This is a genomic window from Skermanella stibiiresistens SB22, from assembly GCF_000576635.1.
In the GTDB taxonomy this organism is placed as follows: Bacteria; Pseudomonadota; Alphaproteobacteria; order Azospirillales; family Azospirillaceae; genus Skermanella; species Skermanella stibiiresistens.
The window spans coordinates 1-3,684 of record NZ_AVFL01000086.1 but is presented as its reverse complement, the minus strand read 5'-3'; the positions used below and the strand labels follow the sequence as shown (position 1 = coordinate 3,684).

At 59.6% G+C, this 3,684-nt stretch carries 5 protein-coding genes; 2 read left to right on the top strand and 3 right to left on the bottom strand.

Annotation, left to right across the window (positions count from 1 at the left end; translation table 11 throughout):
* Positions 1-327 precede the first annotated feature (327 nt).
* On the top strand, positions 328-813 hold the full coding sequence (locus N825_RS38530; protein ID WP_084165455.1) for a cupin domain-containing protein: 486 nt from the start codon (positions 328-330) through the stop codon (positions 811-813).
* 57 nt (positions 814-870) lie between these two features.
* On the opposite strand, the gene N825_RS35485 is transcribed toward N825_RS38530, so the two are convergent.
* The 3 genes from N825_RS35485 to N825_RS41150 all read right to left on the bottom strand — a co-directional run bounded on the left by N825_RS35485 (position 871) and on the right by N825_RS41150 (position 3,279).
* The gene (locus tag N825_RS35485; protein ID WP_037462281.1) at positions 871-1,050 is read right to left on the bottom strand and encodes a helix-turn-helix domain-containing protein; all 180 of its coding nucleotides are present in this window, start codon (positions 1,048-1,050) and stop codon (positions 871-873) included.
* Between the two features lie 127 nt (positions 1,051-1,177).
* On the bottom strand, positions 1,178-1,999 hold the full coding sequence (locus N825_RS35480; RefSeq protein ID WP_037462288.1) for a DUF1206 domain-containing protein: 822 nt from the start codon (positions 1,997-1,999) through the stop codon (positions 1,178-1,180).
* A gap of 800 nt (positions 2,000-2,799) precedes the next feature.
* A complete protein-coding gene (locus tag N825_RS41150) occupies positions 2,800-3,279 on the bottom strand; it encodes a hypothetical protein (RefSeq protein WP_051514246.1) in 480 nt (159 codons plus the stop codon).
* A 21-nt stretch (positions 3,280-3,300) separates the two neighbouring features.
* On the opposite strand from N825_RS41150, the gene N825_RS35470 reads away from it, so the two are divergent.
* On the top strand, positions 3,301-3,684 hold a 384-nt coding region (locus N825_RS35470), incomplete at its 3' end, for a transposase (protein ID WP_037462284.1).

Sequence of the window (3,684 nt, the reverse complement as noted above, 5' to 3'; positions counted from 1 at the left end):
ATCCTCCCAGGTGCTTACGATCAGTCCGCCGAGCCGCGCCATCGAACACGGCGACCAACTCGCCGAGGTTACACGTCAAGCTCGGTCGCGGAGAACCGTCCGCGGCACCGCGAGGATGGGCGGACTGGGCTTGATGCCCATATCCGGAAGACATGCTTCCCCCCTCCCTGGTCGATCACATCGACTGGGAGATGCCCATTTGCGAGAGTTTCAGGTCATTCACTTTCCCATTGTCAGGGAGCGAAAGTGGGCATAGCCTGCCAAAGGTCGCGGCATATAATCCGCCCGAAATAAATCATAACGAAAAACAATTCCGGAGGAAATATCATGCACAGACACATCTACCCAAGCGTCGTCATTTTTGCTCTCTTGTCTGTGATGCAAGGAGCCACAGCCGCGGAACAGCATGAGTCGATGCTGATGGTGCCAAATGAGAACTCGGTAAAATGGCGGCCCGGTCCTGCTGACCTACCAAAAGGATCGCAGATTTCAATTCTCGCGGGAGATCCAGGTCAACCTGGACCATTCGTGCTTCGCGTGAGGTTTCCACCGAGCACAATGGTTGCGCCTCACCGACATGCAACGGCTGAAAACCTGACTGTGATATCAGGAGACTTCTATCATGCCATGGGAGAGGTAATTGACAAATCGACCGGCGAACAGATGAAGCCAGGCGGCTTTGTTTATCTTCCTGGTCAAATGCCTCATTATGTTTGGACCACTGACACTGAATCGGTCGTTCAGGTAACCGGAACAGGTCCGTTTGGCCTGATTTACGTAAACCCAGACGATAATCCCAGCAAGGCTAATTGATCTTCCATGGACACAAAGAGAACCTTCATTTCTTGACAGCCGTAGCAAGTGGCTGATTCAGCCACTTGCTCCTATTTTCTTGATACAGCCATCTTTCGTGAATCCGAGCCGCCGGGCCATGTCCTTCACGATCACGCCGGGGCGAAATGCCTCTTCCACAATCCGCTCCATTTCCAACTGCGTGTAGCTCAGACGCCGCTCCGACCCGGTGAGGATCTCGACACGCTGATGCACCATGACGTTTACCACTCGTCTGCATCTGCCCTATGACGCGCCACGCAAACATCAGCTACCCTAAATTGTCCATCAAGGCGGCCCTTGTCGGAGGCTTACGACAGGCCGACTGTGAGACTTGAAGCGGTGCTCAGATCGCGGCGCTGATCCGGGCGCCGATCTGCGGATTGTCGATCCTCCGGTAAGCGCTCTGGATCAGGCTATAGATGCCGAAGGCGAACAGACCCGACGCGACCGTGCCCAGCACCCAGGGTCCGTAAGGCTGGTCTTGAAGCGTCATCAGCACCTTGCCCAGCCCGCCCGACTCCGTCGAGTCCGACTGCCACGCCGCAGTCAGGAAGAAGATGCCGGTTACCACGAAGACGACGCCTTTGGCGCTCAGTCCGATCCGCCCGATCGGGCGGATCAGCTTCATCGTCCGCTCGTCGGCCCGCAGGTAGCGGCAGAAAGTCAGCTTCCACGCCTTCACGAATTGACCCGCCGCAGCCCCGAGAACGGCAACCCCGACGACGCCGACCATCCAGCGCCCGAACGGCTGCGACAGCAGCCACGCCGTCGAGTCCTGGGTCCCGTCCCCATTCCCCGATCCGGCGCCCTGCCAACTGAACACCAGCGACAGCGCAAAGAACGCCAGTGCCACGTGGATCGCCCCGCTCGCCAGCAGACCGCCCCTGACCACCATCCCTTTCGCATCGCTGCCGTGCCCGTCCAGATCGAACCAGCCCTGCGCCACGCGCCAGACCGCATGCCCGACCAGCCCGACCGCCACGATCCCCAGCAGCACCTTGCCGAACGGCTGAAAGAAGATCTCCCGGAGCGCTCCCTTGGTATCGATCGGCTGCCCGCTCCCGATCGCGGCCACCATGGCGAACCAGCCGACCAGCAGATAGACGACGCCGCGCGCCGCATACCCAAGCCGCGCCAACCATTCGAAACGATCCGAGCTGCTCACGACAGCGCTCCCCATCATTATGCTTAACTCCAGCAAATTCGCCGCAACTCACCAAGCAGTGGCGCCACCGCGCATCTTTCTGTCGATTACCAATCAGCAACAACAATCACCCTATTTAGTTCCCCTCCCGTCTGAAGACTTCAGAGTTCTCCAAGCAGACACGCCAAGCCATCTATTTCCGATCCCACCCCATAAGCTTTATTCTATCAAAGCTAGCAACCCCTGACCCGCCCACCACAACGCAACCACCGGAAACAATCCGTAAAAAAAGCCTCCAAAGCAAAACCCGAAGAAAGTCCCTCTCCCTCTGGGCTAGGCTATCAACAAATCTTTTGCCCGAGAGCTACGCCCGGCACATTGTTGCGAAACGAGCATAGCCCCTAACAGAACTGAAGGGTCCAGAGGGCTTTCATTTAGGATAATAGTCCCAGTCAACCAGACGGGCAATGAACCATGCGGCTCAGGCCAGCGTGTCGGGCGTCGGCAGAGCGCGACGGTGCTTGGCCACGGTCTCATGAAGGGTATAGACTCGCGCCCCGACCAGTCCCGGACAGGCTCCGCTTTCGGTCTCGACCGTCAGCACCGGATGGACCAACAGCCCGACGTCGCATATTCTAATCGATTTCGGCCAGTTGTGTTCATCAAAACCGACCACCCATGTTCATGGAAACTGGAGATGTCAATCGGCTTTGAAATCTGGCTCATCCGCAAACTTGATGACGCTGGATATCAGGCTGCCATTACCCTTATGCGTAGAAGATCGAGCTTTGCCCGGCCGTACATGGAGCGCTTGATCAGCTTCAGGCAGGTAATCTGCCTACAGTCTGGCCGTTGCTCCAGGGCGTGGCGAGAGCGGCGAAGACTGCGGCAAGGTCCTGGCGAAGCCCTTCGGCGAAGGGCCGCAGATCACTCTCCAAAGCTTCTGCCAGCCAGGGTGTCAGGTCGTCGGCGCCGTGCTGCCGGACCCTACGTCCGAACCGCTGGGCGAGATCGTGCAGGACCGCGATCTCGAGCGAGATGCTGAACAGACGCTCCAGGTAAAGCCGCTCCTCGGATGTGCCGTCCGCCGGTTCGCCGGTCAGTAGGATGGCCAGCCGGCGGCGGGAAGGAGCGGCGAGCACCGATGCCACGCGTTCCTGCCGCGATGCCAGCCGCTGGCAGGTCACCGACTCGGTCACGGGGTCCGAGTAGCAGGCGAACAGAAAGTCCGGTTGAGCGACCTTGGTGCAAAAATAGCTATGGGGTTGTCGCGGCGGCAGGCGGGTCTGTATAGAGCTCACCCGCTGACCCCGAGGATCTTGATGCCGTACAAGGCGAATGAACCGCGCCGCCACAGGATCCCCAAGGCCCAGTACAAAGTCGAGAAATGGGCAGAGTACGACGCGGCGCTGCGGCGGCGGGGCAGCCTGACGGTCTGGGTGACGCCCGAAGCCATCGCAGCCTGGTTGCCGCCGGCGAACGGGCGGCGGGGGCGGCCCAAGAAATATTCAGACATCGCCATTGAAGCGGGATTGATGCTGAGGCTGGCGTTCGGTCGGCCGTGGCGTCAGACCGAAGGCATGCTTGGTTCGATCATGGACTTGCTCGGCCTGGATCTGCCGGTGCCTGATCATACGACCTTCGCGCGCCGCAGCGCCGACCTGGGTGTCGCGACGGCCCTGAGGAAAGCGAGCGGCGCGGTCCAC

Bases quoted from the DNA above. Each gene is read 5' to 3' on its own strand.
- N825_RS38530 (WP_084165455.1), top strand. From the start codon at position 328: ATGCACAGACACATCTACCCAAGCGTCGTCATTTTTGCTCTCTTGTCT.
- N825_RS35485 (WP_037462281.1), bottom strand. From the start codon at position 1,050: ATGGTGCATCAGCGTGTCGAGATCCTCACCGGGTCGGAGCGGCGTCTG.